This window comes from Shewanella putrefaciens (genome assembly GCF_016406305.1).
GTDB lineage: Bacteria > Pseudomonadota > Gammaproteobacteria > Enterobacterales > Shewanellaceae > Shewanella > Shewanella putrefaciens_C.
Map to the genome: position 1 here is coordinate 1465466 of NZ_CP066369.1, position 18323 is coordinate 1483788.

Annotated in this window: 5 protein-coding genes; 1 reads left to right on the forward strand and 4 read right to left on the reverse strand. The window is 50.2% G+C overall.

The features are described 5' to 3' along the window. Positions 1-82 precede the first annotated feature (82 nt). Genes JFT56_RS06310 through JFT56_RS06325 form a run of 4 tightly spaced genes read right to left on the reverse strand, consistent with a single transcriptional unit; the run spans position 83 to position 17014 of the window. Positions 83-6004 (reverse strand): beta-ketoacyl synthase N-terminal-like domain-containing protein, encoded by a 5922-nt coding sequence (locus JFT56_RS06310; RefSeq protein WP_198783504.1) that lies wholly within the window; start codon positions 6002-6004, stop codon positions 83-85. 41 nt (positions 6005-6045) lie between these two features. Further along, positions 6046-8379 carry a PfaB family protein gene (locus JFT56_RS06315; protein WP_198782838.1) on the reverse strand — a complete coding sequence of 778 codons (2334 nt, stop codon included), beginning with the start codon at positions 8377-8379 and terminating at the stop codon, positions 6046-6048. Then, entirely contained in the window at positions 8376-16190 is a 7815-nt protein-coding gene (locus tag JFT56_RS06320; RefSeq protein ID WP_198782839.1) for a type I polyketide synthase, read from the reverse strand. The genes JFT56_RS06315 and JFT56_RS06320 overlap by 4 nt, the downstream gene beginning before the upstream one ends. Then, positions 16187-17014, reverse strand: coding sequence for a helix-turn-helix domain-containing protein (locus JFT56_RS06325; protein ID WP_198782840.1), 828 nt, complete (start codon positions 17012-17014; stop codon positions 16187-16189). Before JFT56_RS06325 ends, JFT56_RS06320 begins: the two co-directional genes overlap by 4 nt. Positions 17015-17403: 389 nt before the next feature. Here JFT56_RS06325 and JFT56_RS06330 point away from each other — a divergent pair, with 389 nt between their 5' ends. After that, a complete protein-coding gene (locus JFT56_RS06330; protein WP_233095573.1) occupies positions 17404-18318 on the forward strand; it encodes a 4'-phosphopantetheinyl transferase family protein in 915 nt (304 codons plus the stop codon). Positions 18319-18323 lie beyond the last annotated feature (5 nt).

Consider the following 18323-nt stretch of genomic DNA (forward strand, 5'->3'; position numbering starts at 1 on the left):
TGTGGATAGCCAAGGCGGCGCAACTATTTGTTATTCGTTATTTGTTATTCGAGATTAGCGTCTTTCTAACAGCGTAAACTCGCTAGGCTTCTTCAATACAGATGGCGATATCTTTAACTTCATAAATCCGCAGACCATCTTTACTCAAGTTGGCATCGCCCATAATGATGCGTTTACCATTGTCGTCTGTCACGCTGGTAATGTGCACATCCAGTGACATCTGCTTGTTTAATGGGTTAATTTGACCGCGATACTTCCATTTGATATCCGATAAAATCTGCCCAAATTTAGGACTCTTAAAACCCGCACCAAGGTCTTGGTCAATCGCATAGGTTTGCATCAGCTCGATAATCGCTTCAACCCCTAATGAGCCTGGCATTACCGGATCTTGATGGAAGTGGAATTGGAAGAACCAATCACTCGGGTCAATCGTGCGTTCGGCGTATAAATAGCCAAGGCCCGCTTTACCGCCGGCTTTTACGATTTCAGCCTTGTCGATAAAGTTAAGTTGGCCGCCCGCTAAACGGTAATGTGGCTGACCTTGTGGTGCATTAAAGCTGCGATGCTGTTTATCTAACAGATTGATTTGACTATCGGCGGCTATACCATTTTGCACATGCCAAGGTTGAGTTATCTTGCCGTTGTCTATGCCGAGTTGGTTTTTCAGCGCATCGCCCTTGAAGTAACCAAATACCGCTTTACCTTGGTAGAAAGGCTCGCCATCGCAGCTTAATTCAAAACTGAAATTTTGGATGATGTTACTGCCAGCAATCACAGTCGATAACAAACGTGAGTCGTTCACTATGGTTTTGCCACGTAAATCCACATGGCGCAGCAGCTTACCGCTGCCGTCTAAGTTACGGAAAAACAGCTCTTGGCCGGGGAAGCCCAAGGTGGTGCCCATATAACCCGAGATAAAGCCGTTTGGCTGCAGTGATATTTCCATCAGCACAGAATAGGGCATCACAGCGTGATGGCTGTTTTTGTCGTAATACCAAGCGTTTGCAGGCACTTCGTATTCGGCGATGCACGATGACGGCTTTTTCAGTTCGCCGCGTTTGCCGTCAATCGCAATGACGCGGGTGGTAAGCTGCAAATCACCGCAAGGCGTGCGCGGTGGAATTAGGCCGCGATAGATACTGAAATCAGGGCCGAAGCAGTTTTCGATATCGCCCGTGGCAAATTCGAACATGTGATACGGCGTGAACGGCAGGGTATCGGGCACGCGGTTAGCGTACTTAGAACCTGCTGGCGCAATTGGCGCAGGTACATGCTTAAGTGGCACTACGCCTTTATTGGTTGGCGCAGTTAAATCAGGCAACTGTGCCATCAGTGGCGCGGCTAATGATACGGCTGTTGTCGAAACCTGCGGCGTAGTCGCCTTAGCCGCATAGCTAGCTGTGCTGGCATCTTTATCCGCGAGGTAGCGGGTGCATTCGGCTTCTTCTTTGATCATCACCCCAAGGTTTTGGAAATCCACGACCACTTTGCCATTGAGCAAAATATCGATATTCGCCTTAGCATAGGGGCGCGGGCTCATACCTATTTCGGTGATTTCCATGCGATAGGTAAGCAGGCCAGATTGCGGCAAAACTTGACCGCGACAGCGCACTTTTTGTGACGCATTTTCGAGCGGTTGGAAACGACCGTTTTTGACGCCCCCTTCTTCTGTGCTGGCGTGCATACCAATATGCAGCATAAAGAATTGCAGTAATTGACCACAGCCTTCGGCCATTAACGATCCCGCCATCACTTGGTCGCCCTTGAAATGACACGGGAAATACCAATGATCGGCTTCGAGCTGCTTATGGCCTTGCACTGAGCCTAAGCCCCACGCGCCGCCATGCACCTCAAGATTGCTGACCTGTTCAATCATCAGGAATTTTTCGGATGCAAAACATAGTGAGGGCTGCAAACCATATTGGGCTTGATGCGCCGCATGGGCGCCGCCAAAACAGCCACCGATATCGGCGCCGAGCAGTTTATGGATTTGACTGTAATCAAATTGGTTTTGTGCGCAGTTAAGCAGCGGAATAAAGCGCGGCTTATTGGGATTATTGAGCGCAAGGTTACGGGCTTTGATTTCGGCTTCGGTGCGAATAACGCCCTTGCCGTCGGCGAGTTCTTTGTCGGTAAAGAAACCCGCACAGCCACCATCCATTTTCAAAATCAGCTTATCGCCTACGAAGCATTCGTAGGAGAAGAAGAACAACAAGGTATCGCCATTGCGGGCAAAGTTGTTGATGGAAATATCGTAGCGCAGGGTGTCGCCACCGCGCGGTAAGTCGCCAAGGAAGGTCAGGGTGCAATCGAGCAGGCGATAAACGCGTTCGCCCTTGTTTTCAAAGTCGATACCTAAGTAGCTGATCAGCATTAAGTCGCATTGACCCGATTCGACCGCCACGGCCCAGGGGATTTGACCATCGACCAGATACGGCGCGTCCACAGGAATGTCGTATTCCGTGGTCATAGTGCAAGGCTGATATTGGTTCATCTGGGCGTTTAATTTCGTTACCCGAGATACCAGTAAATAGTCTGTGGTTGGCAGGCGTACACGGCGCGAATAGCTGTCGATAATGGCGTAATCTGGGCCAAAGACGTTAGCAATATCACCTTCGGCGTACTCGACTAAATCCGCATAATCCCAAATGCAAGGCTTGCTTATCGGTGTTGGCGGCGTGTACTCAGGCACTTTTGCATGATTGGGATAAAGCACTGGATGTGGAAGAACCGCTGTCGCAGATGCCTGAACAATGGCTTGCTGTTGTACTGGCGCAGCTTGGCCATTGACGGCTAACTCGCTGGCAAGCTGGGCTTTCATCAAGGCATCGGCTAGTTTCAAGCCTTCAGCACGGCTTTGTAAAAAGGCTAAATGGGCTTCACGGGCGAGTTGCTGATTGCTTAAAAATGCCGCGTCTTTTAGCTCTGCTTGAGTGGCGTTTTTATTGGTGCTTAGGGCATTAATTGGCATGCTGCTTAATGTCTCTTTTTGTTGAGCCGTGGTTGGGCTGCTTGTTGCAAAGCTATTCGTGTCTTTGCTCGCTATTTGGGCCAAATGTTTGCGTTGGCTGCGCGCTGGCAGTGCTGTCATGGCTCGGGCTTTTTGTTGTATAGCATCGAGGCCTGCGAGCGGCGTATCCAGGATATGCTGATAGATATCGCGGCCACCGAGCGTTACTTGTTTTATTAAGTGTTTTTGCTCAGAAAGCGTTAAGTCTTGTTCAAGCCTTTGCTGCAAACTGTGTGCTTGCGTGGCACTTTGGCTGAGCAATAACTGCGAGCATTTACCTTGGCTAAACGTGGCAACGAGCGCGTGCTGTACTTGATTAGCTTGTTGCTGTGCTTGGTTTTTAAGTTGCGTTTGATTTTTAAGCTGCACCTGATTTTTAAGCTGAAGCAGCGCGCTCAAGATACTCGCCATTCCTGCCGCGGCAAAGTTGTGGCCTAGGGTGTTTGCGGCTTGGCTGCGCTCACTCACACTTGGTAACAGGGTTTTGAGTTCCAACTCTGAATCGGCAAGTTGCTCAACCGCAATACTGGTTTCAATCAAGCTAATCTGGCTGCTATTGACCTTGGCTTGAGTTAACAAGTCATCGCAAATCCGCGCAGTGTTGCTATTACCCTGTTTGTCACAAATCGCGCCAAACACTTGGCCGCTGATGTGACCATAGCTGTTGCCAAAGTTGTTGCTATTGGTAGCGTTAAGTTGAGCATTCGTATTTGAATTTTCAGCAGTGAGTACCAGCGCGCCGGCACCTTCGCCGACTTTCCAGCCTGTTTCTGTTGCATTCAACGCCACTGGCGATACGGCGTTTTTGAGGATCACTTGCTCTAAACTGCCACTTAAATCGACGGCGGCAATCACTACGGCATCTAAGGATTCTTGGGACAACAGGTTTTCGGCTACATCGATACAGCGGGCGACCGAAAGCTCGGCCGCCGAAATGGTAAAGGCCGGGCCGTTAAAGTCCCAAAGGGATGCGATGCGTGACGCCATGATGTTGCCAATAAAACTGGTGTATTGGTTCAGTTTGGCGGCATCGAGCACGCTATCCATGGCGATTTCTTCAAGGGCGATATACTCGGCTTGCGTGAGTGTTATCCCTTGTTTTTTAAGGCTGTCTGCCAGTTGAGTGTGCAGATTTACCCGGCCACGGAATTGGTGTAATTCGAGTTCAGTTTCCATCGCCACTAATACGGCCACTTTACCACCGGGTTTTAGGTTGGCATCGCGGATCGCTTCATCGGCCACTTTGATCAGTAGCAGTTGCTGGGAGATCAGGCGGTCATCCTCATTGGGCGGCACTTTAAAGCGCAGGAAGTCAAAATCGAACTGGTCGATATAGGCGCCCTGCGGGACAGAAGGCAAACCAAAGTTAGCTAAGATCTCAGGATGTTTATCTAAGCCTTTCCAGCGTTTAGCGGGCAGCGGGATGAAGGCGTTTTGCTGAGAGCTAATCGCGTTATCTAAGGCATTAATCGAAGATAAAGGCCCGAAGTGCGATGCTAAGCCAATGATATTTAATGGCGTGTGCTGGTAACTTACTGTGGCTGCGGCTTGTTCATTCTTTTTGTTTGTATTGGCTGCATAGGATTCCAGCAACAAATGCGCGTTACAGCCGCCAAAACCAAACACAGAAACACCCGCGTGGCGGCGGTCATTGCCGGCTTTATCGGGCCAAGCATGCAATTCTGTTGGCAGATTTTTAGCGCTAAACAAGCCCTTAGGCGAAGATATCGGCGCTGATAAGTTAATACTTGGCGGCAGTCGACCCGAGCGCATGGCAAAAATCATCTTCATGATCCCCGGCATGCCCGCGGCTGTGAGCAAATGGCCTAAGTTGGATTTTGCCGAACCGATCAGCGGCACCGCAGAGCCCGCGAGTTTGTCTTCGAAGAAGCGCTCCATCGAGGCGAGTTCGACCTTATCCCCAAGCGGCGTGCCTGTGGCATGGCATTCAATCACTTCGATATTGGCAGGCAGTGTGTTTGCGGCACTATAGGCGCGCTCGAAGGCTTGCACTTGGCCCTTGCTGTTGGGGCTTAATACAAACTGGCCTTTACCGTCGTTCGACAAACCAATGCCGCTAACGACGGCATAGATGTTGTCGCCATCGCGCTCGGCATCTTCTAAGCGTTTTAAGACTAAAACCCCAGCACCTTCTCCGGCGAATAAGCCCTTGCTGTTGCTATCAAAGGGCGCCGAAATACCGTGATCTGGGTAGGCGTGGAAAATCGAGAATCCCATGTTGATAAAGAAGGGATCTGCGCCCGATACCGCGCCCGCAAGCATCATGTCAGCCTTGCCTGTGGTTAGGTAATCGCAGGCGAGTTTGAGCGCATAAACCGAGCTGGCGCAGGCGGCGTCCAGACTCAACTGAGTGCCTCCTAAACCGAGTGCATCGCTGACCAGCTTTGAGGCTGTATGGGCAACCGCGCCATTGGCGACGTTTAATGCTTGGCTATTGGCATTGAGATCGTTAACTGAGTTGCCAAAATCAGCCAGCTGAAATGCGCTTTGGTTAAGTTTGTTTTGCAGCGCCTTTTCAACGGTTTGATGATACAGAGGCAAAAATAATTCATTGGAGCGGGCGGTGGGGAACGACAAGGTTCCCATTACGATACCAGTGCGCGCCAGTACGGCATCGCTTGGGGCAATCCCTGCGTCTTGAAGGGCTTTACGACTGCAATCGAGTGCCCATAAAAAGCTTTCATCTAACCCGTCAAAGGCGGACTCAGGCAGTTGATAACCCTTGGCATCAAACTCAAAGTGTTGGATATAGCCGCCTTTATCACAGTAAAAACGGTCAGATTGCCCCTGAACACCTTGGTAATCGGCGGGATTGGCATTGAGCTTCTCGCGGCTGATTTGGCTGCGAGAGTCTTTTTTATCCAGCAGATTTTGCCAGAAAGTTTGAGGATTGTCGGCGTCAGGATACTGAGTCGCGAGACCGACAATCGCAATTTTTGATGCGCTTTTTGACGCATTGTTTGACACAGTCATAGGCACGGTAGTTTTATCAATCCTAGGGGAATGCTGAGAACTCACTGGGGTTCTCCTTTTGGTGATACTGCTGATGATAAAGGGGCGGCGTTAGCACTTAATGGCTGAATAAGCGGCGCGAGCGACAGCGGCACTCTGTGGCTTATTAGCTGAGCTAAACACTTGAGTAAGCTGGTAATCGCATCGGCACCTTTGGCATTGCAGGCAATGGCGACTGTTGCCTCGTTTACCGTGCTTTGATGATGGCCAGTGCTTTGGCCTGCATGGGCATGGCTGATTTTATCTATGAGTGTGCTGGTTTGCCTATCGGCGCCCACTTCGACAAATAGCCTTGCGCCTTGCTCAGTGGCATTTTGAATGAGCGCACTAAAGTCGAGTGACGAACAAAAGGTATCGGCAATCGCGCGGCCAATGCTGTGGCTATCAACGGTGACTGGCGCAGTTTGCGCTGCGCTGATAAAGCGAATAGACGAATCTTGCGCCGCCGCTTCCAGCGCCTTAGGTTTCAGTGCCTCAGGTTTTAACGCTTGAGTATAGAAATCTTGTACTTGTCCGTGGACTAACAGGGCAGGTGCGGTATGCATGGCCGTGACGCGATTGGCGGCAATCCCGCGTTTGCCTAATGTGGCAAGCAGGGCTTTACAGCTTGTTTCGCAACCGGCAATGACGCAGGTATCACCTTGGGTGATGGCTAAGTAAGCGCGAGGGAACTCTGGCAATAAAGCCTTGATTTCATGGCTATCAGCGCGCACCACAAAGCTGTTCCACACTATGGCTTCATCATCCGCAAGCTGCCATGCTCGGCGCACTGCGGTTAGCTCGCCAGAAATGGCATGGTTGAAAATATCGCTATTTTCTGTGGCCTTGATCATCGCATGGGGTGTTTGCCACACATCTAGGCTGGCCCACATGGCGGCTTCGCCCATAGAGTAACCCAGCGCCATTTTGGGTTTAATATTAAAGACTTGGGTCAACAGCTTAGTGAATAGGTAGCTGGCGCCCACGCCACTAATCGCTTGCTGGCTTAAGCTCATGTTGGCCGCAGTTTTAACATCTGCCGCATATATCAGCGAAGATTGCAGCATGGCGCTTAAATCGCCTTCACGCTCCAGTTGGTGATACAGCGCGGGGAAATACTCATGCAAGTTATTGAACATATTGGCGTAAACAGTGCCAACACCTGGATATACGAAGGTGAGTCCCGCATCCCCTAGCGGCTTAGCGGTGAAGCAGCTACCCGCTGGTGTCTTAAAGTGTTGACCATGATGGCGAACAGCATGATTTTCAAGCGCCGAAAGCATAGCTTTGGCTTCAAGTTTCAGATCGTCAATCGATGCTGCCATCAAGACTAATGCCAGTGGTGCGTTGGCATCATAGCGTTCAAACCAAGGTTTGAGTTGCTCAGCGCGAAAGTCAGCGTGAAAGCCTACGCTATTTTCCTGGGTGCCTGCACCATTTTCGACTGTATTAACTAGTTGCAATACTTGCGCGATGAGTGAATCAATATTGTCAGCACTTATCGGCACAAACAGCCGGTTTTCATCAACAAGAGCTTTGGGCGCAATAACTTGTGTGCCTTGGGTCAGCACTAGGCTTTGGCAAATATTTTGGCCTGAATCCAGCAAGGTATCTGCTGGGTTTGATCTTGTTGCCGCTAGATTCTTTGCTACAAGATTTAGACACAAAACCCGCGCTTGATGTTGGTCGCTAAACCAATAGCCCGCTTGATGATTGGTGCCGTTTGCCTCTTTAATATCAGTTGCGCCATGAAGCGGCGCTTGTGTTCGCGCAGCGAGGGCGGTTACGCCTTGGCGCAGCGCAATACATGCTTCATTAAGTGTGTTGGCGATGAGCTGATGCTGAACGGTTTGTGCAGGGCTGCGCTTTGCCGCCGCTAACGCTGCATTAGCAACACCTGTTGCCTCATTACCAGCGGCAAAACCAGCAATAAACGCGTGGGCGTGGAGGCGCAGTTTGGCGGCGCGTAAACCATCGAGCAAATACAGGGACTGGGGCAGATTAGCATCATTGAATATCAGTTCAACGAGCTTGCCTTGCTCAATCGCCGCCACCGCTTGGCTTAATAACGCAGTGAGCGAGCTTTGTTCAGGCACTGACGGCTCATGCACTTTTGGTTCATGAGCAGTCGGCCCATGTACTGTTGATTGGTTGGCATCGGCAGCGCAAATCTGAACGCTTTCACGTTCTGCAAACGTCCCTAATACTTGGGCTGAGTGAGGGGGAAGATTGACCGCGTCGCCAAGCAACACTGCAATACGCAGTGGCTTGGCGCTTTTGTCGGCAATAGCCTTGTCTTTACTCGAAGCGTCAGCTTGGCCGCTATCTAGAGTTGCTAAAGTGTGGGCTAAATTCACTCGGCTTTTGCCTCCACGCTTTCAATGCTTTTATTAGCAACTTTATTCGCTAAGAATGCACCATTAAGGTTTTTGCTGATGGTGACTTTGGCGTTGTTCATCTCGCAGCTTAAGCGGCCATCTTGATGATACAGCGTGATATTGGCTTCAAGGACACGGCCTGAGTGTTTCACCACCTCGAGAACTAAATACCCTTTATCGCCAAAGGCAAACGGCGCATGGGAAATAAACTCACCAATGCTTGATGGCAAACTCGCCGCGCCATATTTGAGTCTCGCCCATACCAGCATCGCCTGCAGCAGCAAATCTTCCGCAAAGGCTTGTGAGCCTTTAGGGGCCAGATTGGGCACAAAACTCCCGCAGTCTGCTAACGCAACATGGGGTAGGCTCACCTTGGCGATTAAGCTCGCATCGTCAAACTTCAACACTGACTCAATGCCTTGCAGTCTCGGGCCGTGGAAAAGCGTGCCGTCGCTGTAAAGGCTGCTCGCAGTTGTGATGGCAGAAAGTCCCGCCAAACTGTGCACGTCAAAAGCAGTTACTTTGCTGTTAGTGGCTAAGTTATCACTAGCCGCGTCATCTATCACTAAGATGGCTTGATATTGCGGACGACCTTCAAAGCTGATTAAGGCATTGAATTGTCCACTCAAGCACTCGTCAGTATCTTTCGCGGCTTTATCCGTTAACGCCATCGGTGCAAGCTCAAGTTCTAGCGTGATGGGTGCTGCACTTTCTAACACTCCATTTTGTAACACGGCAGTGTCGAAAATAATGCCCTTCAGCAGCTTGTAGCTTTGCACTTTGACAGGCTGCTTAAGCACGTCAAAGGCGGCTTCACGCATCCACTGAATCGCGCACACAGTTGGCAATACGGGATTACCATTAATGCAGTGATCTTCAATAAAGATCATTGCCTTAGGGTCCAGTGTGCGCTGCAGTGTTAGCGGTTGCGTTAAAGCGATTGCAGCAAGTGTTGATGCCAAAGCATGCGGATCCGACGAGTCAGTGGTCAGATCCGCTTTAGGCTTTTTTAGATTGCTACCTTCAGTTTCTTGTACTTCGTTAGGCTTGTCGTCATGAGGTGCGCTGCCTTGCATATCAGTACCAACCAGCAATTGTGCGCCTGTGTTGCTCAGCAATTGACTGGCAAATAACTCAGCGCCTGCCTTTAGCGGGATCACATAAACACCGCGATCGATAAACATCTTTTTCAGCGCAGGATTCACCATGCCGCCGTCCCACGGACCCCAATCGAAGCTCATCACTTTGGCATTGGGCAGTTGCTGCGCCAGTTGCAGTGCGGCTTTGTTGAGTATGTCGTTGGACATAGCGTAATCGCTTTGGCCAGTATTGCCGTAAAAACCCGCTGCCGAAGAGAATAGGGCAATCAGTTTTAATTTATCTAAATCCAGTGCGGCAAGTAGATTGCTTATACCTGTGACCTTAGTGCCATACACCCGTGCTAACTCATCTAAGGTTTTGTCTTGAATGTGTTTATCGGCGAGTACGCCCGCACCATGGATGATGCCAGTAATAGGCGACAACTCGGTGATCGGCACTATCGTGCTGGCGATCGCATCTGGATTGTTAACATCGAGACTTAAGTACTCAGCGCTCGCGCCCACAGCGGTAAAGGCTTGCAGTGCGGCTGCAATTTCTAGGCTGCTTTGAACTGGCCATACTAAGGCATCCACTTGTTTTGGCGTGGGTTTCTCCCCCAAACTTTGGATATGGGCAATAGCAGCGGCTTTAAGTTCGCTGTTATTTTTACCCTGTGCCCAAGCGGGAATGGCTTGTTGGCTGCTTCTGCCAGCAAGGATAAAGTGCGCCTTGCTGCGTTTGGCTAAACTTAGCGCACATTCAAAGGTCACGCCTTTTGCGCCGCCAGTCACCAGTATTTTATCTGCACTCGTCAAGTTTGCTGCGCCGTGGCGGGTATCAGCCTTGCCAGCAACTAAGGTTACGCGCTCAAGTGCTTGGGCTGCGCCTTGGCTAACACCGACTTCCAATAGCTTATCGGTTGCAAATAGCTCTGCGATCACCGCATTGGCCAGTTGCTTGGCATCAAGTGCTGGCGCGATATCTAAGGCGCGGCAATGCACGCTTGGCCACTCGTGGCTCAAGGTTTTAGTCAGGCCTGCCAATGCCGCTTGGTTTAACTCGCTGTGGGCAATTTGGCTGTGGTTAAGATAACCAAAACCACCGTCGATACGACTGACGCTGATATAGCTGCTGTCAGTATTGGCGGTTGCTGCTGTCAGCAGCGGCTGCAAGTGCTTGGCGAACAAGAACGCTTGCTCGACGGATACCTTAGCGGCATTCGACAGCACTAAACCTTTAGTATCTGCTGAGGTTTTATGTTGTGGTTGCAGATGAATAAAGCCTGCAACTTGACCTAAGCTTTTGATCTCATTAATTACTGCACCAATGCTGGCATCGTCAATCGCCGCCAAGGTGAAGCTGGCAATGTGGCTATTGAGCGGTGATGCACTAGCTACAAGGCTTTCTGGCGAGCGCACTACCGCAACCTTGAGACCTTGAGCATGCAATTTCTCGGCAAGTACGCCAGCATTGTGACCATCATCGCTAATGATAATGCAGGCATCTTTAGCAAAAGTTCGTGTCACAGCTTGTTGCGCTGATTGCTTTGACGATAGTTGCGCTAGCTCAGCCGCCGCTGGCAACTTTTTTAGCACCACCTCGTTATGTGGGGGTAAATCGATAGTAGGTTCAGGCTGAACGATAGCGCTAACTGGCGCAGCATTCAGGCTTGCCATATTTTGCCCAAGTTTACTTTGCCCTATTTCTTTCGAAAAGAGTGCAACGATTTCACCTAAGGTGCGACACTCGGCCAGATCTTCAGGATTTAGCTCAGGTAAACCCGGCAGTTCGTCTTGCACTGTGCCTAAGATTTCAACACGCTTGATAGAGTCGATACCTAAATCGGCTTCCATATCCATGCTCAGTTCCAGCATTTCAGTGGGGTAGCCAGTCTTGTCGGCCACTACTGACATCATGGTTTGTTGGACTTTTTCAGCGCTTAAACCGTTATTTGTTGTAGCGGTAACAGTGACTTGCGCTGCTGTTGTAGCTGAAACCGAGCCAACCGCAGGTAGTTTACTGTTCATATAGCTTACGATTTCACCCAAGGTACGACATTCTGCGAGATCTTCAGAATTCAGCTCAGGTAAGCCCGGCAGTTCATCTTGCACTGTACCTAAGATTTCAACGCGCTTAATAGAATCGATACCTAAATCGGCTTCCATATCCATGCTCAGTTCCAGCATTTCAGTGGGATAGCCTGTCTTGTCGGCCACCACAGCCATCATAGTTTGTTGAACAAGTGCAGCACTTAAGCCGTTAGATGCAGGAGCTGCAATGGTTTGCGCAACTGGCGCTGCTGTCGAAGCAATAGCTCCCGCTGCAGGTAATTTGCTATTCATATAGCTTACGATTTCACCTAAGGTGCGACACTCGGCGAGATCCTCTGGGCTAAGTTCGGGTAAGCCCGGTAGTTCGTCTTGCACTGTACCTAAGATTTCAACGCGCTTGATGGAGTCGATACCTAAATCGGCTTCCATATCCATGCTCAGTTCCAGCATTTCAGTGGGGTAGCCTGTCTTGTCGGCAACCACAGCCATCATGGTTTGTTGTACTAACGCAGCGCTTAAACCGTTAACGGCAGGTGCGGCTGTTGCCACTTGAGTTGCCACATTTGTAGCAGTAATAGGCGCTACGATAATTGAACCCACTGCTGGAAGCTTAGAGTTCATATAGTTAACGATTTCACCTAAGGTACGACACTCGGCCAGATCTTCAGGATTCAACTCAGGTAAGCCCGGCAGTTCGTCTTGTACTGTGCCTAGGATTTCAACACGCTTGATAGAGTCGATACCTAAATCGGCTTCCATATCCATGCCAAGTTCCAGCATTTCAGTGGGATAGCCTGTCTTGTCGGCAACCACAGCCATCATGGTTTGCTGTACTTTTTCAGCACTTAAACCGTTCGTTGTTGGTGCCGCAGGTGTTACCTCTGGCATTGCCACAGCAGGCATGACTAGTGCAGAAGCGGCAGGCGCTGCAGGCGCAACTTGTACAGTCACAGCAGGTGCATAAGCAACGGGAGCGGTTTGCACAACAGGCACAACAGGTGTGCTAACCGCTGGTCTCGTCGCAACAGCCTGAGTCGCGACTGGTGCTGCATTGTGTGCCACTGTCGATGCAGCCACAGGCGCAGGAGCAACAGGTGCAGGTGAAGTCACTTGTGGCTGACTTGCTACCGCTTGGGTGAAGTTAATCGGCGCATTGTTTAACATCGCCAAGGCCGCTTGGCTGCTACTGCTTTGCAGTTGCATAAATTCGGCGTGGCTTTGCAGGGTTTGCGCTTGATGCTGGTGGAACATTTCCATCGAGCGTTGCAGGCTTTCAGGAATCGCAATGCCAAGGCTTGCCATCTTGGCTTGTTCAGTCATCAGCGCCGCGAAGGTATCACCGTATTGCTGTGGGATGGCTAAAAACTGTTGATGTAACTGCGCCGCTTGAGATTGCGCGCTGAAAAATGCCGTTAATGCATCGCCGCTGACGCTTGGGCTCAGCTGAGCCGTCGCTTGTTGCTGGTGATTGCTTAAGCCTTGCGTAACGCTTGAGGATTTTTGTTTCATTTCAACAGTTGCCACTTGATTCGCTTCCACTTCAATTATTTTTTCAACAACTTTTTCGACTATGACTTCTTTCTCAACGATTTTTTCGACTTCTTTTTCGACAACCGTTTCAACGATGCGATCCACATATTGCACTTGGCTAGTCACGCTGCCTGTGGCGAGGGATTTGGCCATCTTAGCTTGGGTCGCAGCACTAATATGGTTAGTGGCGTTCAGTTTGATGTTCATCGCCGATGGCGCTTCACGCTCGGCAATCTCCTGTGACGTGACGGCTTGATAGGGGTCAACCTCAGTTAACGCCACACCGGCTACCGCGAGTTGCACTGCGGCTAAGCGTAATTGACTGTCACTGTCGCCCTTAGGATTCGGGTTCACGCTGACAAGGCAAAGCTCATTTAAGTGTTCACCTAAGGTATTTTCAACTAACTTTTGCAGTATGTTCTTAGGGCCAAACTCAACAAACACACGGGCGCCAGCGTCATACATGGCCTGCAGTTGTTCGCTAAAGCGAACCGATTGCAGCATGTGTTGTTTAAATTCTGCTTTAATCGCTTTGCCATCACTTGGATGCAATTGACCCGTGCCGTTGGCATAAAGTGCGACTTTTGGCGCGCTAAATTTTGCTTTATCAATGGCTTTGGCAAAGGGCTTTTGTGCGTGTCCAACCAATGGGGTATGGAACGCGCCTGAGACGGGCAGGGCAATCGCTTTAAAGCCTAGCTCGCTAATGGCTTTAGCGGCCAGCTGAGTTTGCTCTGTGCCACCTGCGATGACTAATTGCGTCGGCGCGTTGTAGTTGGCAATTTTAACGTCATCAAACTGGGCTAAACAGCGATTGAGCGCATCGATATCATTCTTTTGCTTAAGAATAATCGCGAACATGGTTCCTAAATCAACTTGAGTCCCAGTATCGCTCGGCACTTGCGCCATGGCATGTCCGCGGGCGAAAGCCAGTTCGACGTAATCCTCATTGGAAATCACGCCTGCCGCGCAAAGGGCTGACAATTCACCAAAGCTATGACCCGCCACCATATCGGGGGCAAAACCCGCTTGCGTTAATAGCGAATATTGCGCCATTGAAACTGCGCCTATGGCGCTTTGGGCGAACAGGGTATTGGTCAGCGCCGCTTCTTGGGCTTTAACTGCATCGGCATCGAATGCCGGAATAGGGTATAGGATGTTCGATAACGGCGTTTGGCCGTGGTGAGCAAATACCTTATCGCTGGCCGCCACTTGTTGGCGCATTTCAGGGAAATGGCAGGCAAGTTCGCGGCCCATGTTCAGGTACTGTGAACCTTGGCCGGCAAACAGGGCGGCTACTTTCTTTGATTCATCTTTAGCGAGCAAGGCATGGGAGCGGTAGCTGATCCCAGACGGTAATTGCCACACTTCAATTGCATTGGTTTCTAAATGCGCAATCGCTTGATTTAACTGAGCTTGTAGCTGAGCGATATCCTTAGCCACAAAACCTAAACGGGCATCTGTGCTTGCCAGCACGCGCAGCGGATATTGCTGAGCGATAGCGTTCAGACTCGCAGCGTTGCTCTTATTCGCGTTTGCGCTCGTGTTCACGCTTTGGCTCAGCGCAGCTTTTAACTCGCTAAGCAGCGCGTCTTTATTGGCTGCGGCAAACAATAGCGTTTGCGGCACACTGCGCTGACGATATTGCTCGTCACGGCTATGCTCAGGTTTGTATTCTTCTAATACAAGGTGGAAGTTCGTGCCGCCAAAACCAAAGGAGCTTACACCTGCACGGCGCGGCGTTGCATCGGCGCGCTGGAACCATGGGCGAGTTTCGGTATTTAAATAGAATGGCGAGCTTTCGATATTCAGTTTTGGATTAGGCTTGCTGACGTTAATGGTCGCAGGCAATACCTTGTGGTGCAGTGCCAGCGCAGCTTTGATCACCCCGGCAGTGCCCGCAGTGGATTTTGTGTGGCCCACTTGGGATTTTACCGATCCTAACGCGATATGTTGATTGGTGTCGTTGCCTTGGGCAAATACCGATTTTAAACCATTGAATTCAGCCACGTCACCCGCGGCAGTACCTGTGCCATGGGCTTCAACTAAGCCAATGCTGTGCGGGGCAAAACCCGCGTCATCGTAGGCGCGCTCCAATGCTTTAGCTTGGCCTTCGGGGCGCGGCGCATAAATACTCTTAAACTTACCGTCCGATGAAGCGCCAACACCTTTGATGACGGCATAAATCCGGTCGCCATCGCGCTCGGCATCTTCAAGGCGCTTAAGCGCGACCATGCCGATCCCTTCGCCGATCATCATGCCTTTTGAATCGATATCAAAGGGTTGAATGGTTTCGTTAGTGGTGAAGGCAGGCGTTTTTGAGAAGCTCATGTACATGGACGGCGAGTTGTCGGTACAGACGCCGCCTGTGATCATCATGTCGCTGCGACCTTCGGTCAGTTCAGTCAGCGCCATCCGCATGGCGGCAAGCGAGCCCGCACAGGCAGCATCGACTACGCAGTTCATGCCGCCAAAATCAAAACGGTTGGCGATACGGCCTGCAATCACGTTACCTAAGGACCCTGGGAAAGAGTTTTCTTCCCAGTGGATATATTGGTCTTGGAACTTTTTGATCAGCATTTCGCTGTCTTCATCGCTCAGGCCGCTGCTTTTAAATACTTTTTTAAGCACTGGATATTGCAGGCGCGAGTTCAAGCTCTGACTGATTTTTTGACCACCGCCCACGCCTAGGGTGATGCCGATACGGTCACGGTCGTAATCGGCGGGTAGATTGGCATCGGTGAGCACTTCTTTGGCGACAATCAGCGACAGCAACTGCGAGGTATCCGTCAGCTCAAGAATATTGGGCGGCAGACCAAATTCCATCGGATTGAAGTCAACTTCAGGCATAAAACCGCCGCGTTTACAGTAGCTTTTATCGGCTTTGCTTTTGTCGGCATCGTAGTAATCTTCGGTGCGCCAATGGGTATCAGGGATATCCGTAATAGCATCGATTTTTTCGCTGATCAAATCCCAAAATTTATTTAAATAGCGTGAGTTGGCGAAGATGCTGGCCATGCCGACGATGGCAACGGGCATATCTTTTAAGCGTTTGTTGAGTCGTTTATCTTTTTTTGACTCAGCTTTTGAATCAGTGGTTGAATGAGGTACAGAAGGGGTATGGCTCATAAAGAGTCTCCACGGGTCGACCTAGATTCGGTGACCTTGTTTTGGGATCCCGCCGCGCTTGTCTTTGGAGTGCCATGGGCACCGGGAAAACGGGCTAAGAAGGTGTGATAGTTGCGAACGAGCAACTTTCGTAAATGAAACGGCCCATGTTTGAGGACATAGGCGATATATCTATTGGTCGCTTGGGTGTTGCTGTCTTGATAAATATCGAGGTAAATCCAATCACTTGCCGTGTCTACGCCTAATAGCACTGAGCTTGGGGCTTGCTCAGTGAGCTGCGGCGGTATGGTGAGTGACACTACTTGCACCACAGTATCGCCATCGGTGCTCGGCAGGGCCAGCGCCTTGGCCAAGGTTTCTGGATTAACCGTATAGGTTTGAATATCGCTGCCTTGAGTCACAGGTAATTGATTAAAATAGCGTTCGGGGACTTTTGGGGCTTCAAATTCATCGAGGCGCGATATGCCGTAACGCTTTAAACAACGGGCAAGGCCGGAGCGCGACACATTGGGATTGATAAAGGTTTGGGTAACCTGAAGTAATCTATCTAGGGTGAGTTTTAGCTGGTAGCGTAACCCTACCACCACATATTCTTCCATCGGTGTGAGCGTGGTATTGAGGTGGTGTGGGGTGTTCGGACTGTCATCAATCGATTCCCGCTTCCGCCATTTGCGCACTGTGGCCTCGGTGATATTCAAAATTTTGGCAAGCTGACTCACACTCAAATCAGATTGCTGAATAAAGTGCCGCATCTCTGGCGTAGTGGTGGCGTTGCCGTGTCCCCTGGTTTTTTTGGGGGACTTTTTATCTGCGCTAGAACTCATTTATTGCGAGTGCTCATTTATCATTATCATCCGACACAATCTGTTGGGACTCGTTGCCATGCTTGCAAAGAACACTTTCGGTTGTTCTCGTTAGCTGGCGTATTAATTCAGAATGGTAGGCTTATGGTCACATAATGGGGATGCAGATTACCTGAGGTTTCGGGTCGATACAATCATATGGGACTGGAAAAGCGGATCGATTGAGTGCGGGTGTCATTTTTTGTGCACTGGAATGGCTTTTAGGGTCAATCGAGAGGCTTTTGAGGTCATAAGTGAACGAGTTAAGCTGTGAATACTGCGGTTTTATGGCTTTAGGGGGTAAAATGCCCACAAAATTCAGTCTTAATCTGTGGAACTATGGCAACCGTAATCCCAGCCGAGAGTAATAAATGGGCACATTAATCCCAGGGCAAAGTGATGTTTCACCTGCTGAGCCAGAGGCCTGCATAGCGTTATTTTTTATTCCCCTAGAGGAAATAAATGCTGAGTTGCAAACTCAGGCTATGGCGTGGTTGAGCGAGGATGAGCGGGCCAAGGTTGCCCGTTATCGTACCCCCAAGGCTCAAATGAATGCACTACTGGTGAGGGCTGCCCTGCGCGCCGTGTTATCGACAGTGCTCCCTAAAAATGGCTCAGCCAGTGTTCAGTCTTTGCATCCAAAGGATTGGTGTTTCGAATATGGTCCCAGAGGCAAACCCAGTTTAACGGCTTCGCAGTGGCAGCAAACTGGGTTGGATTTTAATGTCAGCCATAGTGGTGATTGGCTATTGATTGGTGTGACTAAGGCGCTAAAGGCGAGATCTGTGTTATTCGGTGTCGATATCGAAAGGTCGAGGCCAAAAACGGATATTTATCCAATTTTAAATCACTATTTTTCCCCCCAAGAAACGGCGACCTTGTTGACCCTCGCCGACGAACCTAGTCAGCGGCAACGCTTTTTTGATTTATGGGCACTAAAGGAATCCTATATCAAGGCGACAGGTTTAGGGCTAGCGCAGTCGCTTAAATCCTTTAGCTTTGATCTAAAGCCATTCGAGCCATTGGTGGCTGGAACGGTTGAGCTTAGGTGCCAAGATGCTGCCTTGATGCAATCCTGTGGTGTGGCCAATTTGTTGAGTGTCTACCCTAATATCCCGCTGCAAACCATCGATGCGAGTTCATGGTATTGGCAAACCTATTTTGGGCGTTTGACCGAGGAATATCGCTTTGCAGTGAGCTTAGGGCATACAGCTCATGCCGCGCTGCCCATGGGGTTAACCGCGCAGCTAAGTAGCATAGAAACCTTACTCGCTGATTATTATTAACCTGT

Excerpts from the sequence above, each read along its gene's own strand:
- JFT56_RS06310 (WP_198783504.1), bottom strand. The coding sequence starts at position 6,004 with ATGACTGTGTCAAACAATGCGTCAAAAAGCGCATCAAAAATTGCGATT.
- JFT56_RS06320 (WP_198782839.1), bottom strand. The coding sequence starts at position 16,190 with ATGAGCCATACCCCTTCTGTACCTCATTCAACCACTGATTCAAAAGCT.
- JFT56_RS06325 (WP_198782840.1), bottom strand. The coding sequence starts at position 17,014 with ATGAGTTCTAGCGCAGATAAAAAGTCCCCCAAAAAAACCAGGGGACAC.
- JFT56_RS06330 (WP_233095573.1), top strand. The coding sequence starts at position 17,404 with ATGGGCACATTAATCCCAGGGCAAAGTGATGTTTCACCTGCTGAGCCA.